Here is a 244-nt window from a genome sequence, read left to right on the forward strand (position 1 = left end):
ACGGGCCAGCAGCGTGGCCGCGACGATATCGTCCGCGAGATCGATGTTCAGGGCGCCTTCCTTCGTGATGATCAGCTTGAGGAAGTCGAGCAGGTTGCGCGCGTAGAGCGAGGACGCGTCGGCGGGCACCATCGAGGCCAGATTCGTATAGCCGACGATCGTCACGCCATGCCTGATCACCACCTGATCCGCTTCGGTGAGCGGACAGTTGCCGCCGCGCCGGCCTTCGTACTCGGCGCCGCGT

Annotated in this window: 1 pseudogene; it reads right to left on the bottom strand. The window is 65.2% G+C overall.

Annotated features, from left to right (window positions below):
• Positions 1-244: pseudogene (locus P0D68_RS35610) on the bottom strand (NAD(P)(+) transhydrogenase (Re/Si-specific) subunit alpha); the annotation flags it as partial.

This window comes from Paraburkholderia sp. RL17-380-BIE-A, from assembly GCF_046028085.1.
Classification (GTDB): Bacteria; Pseudomonadota; Gammaproteobacteria; order Burkholderiales; family Burkholderiaceae; genus Paraburkholderia.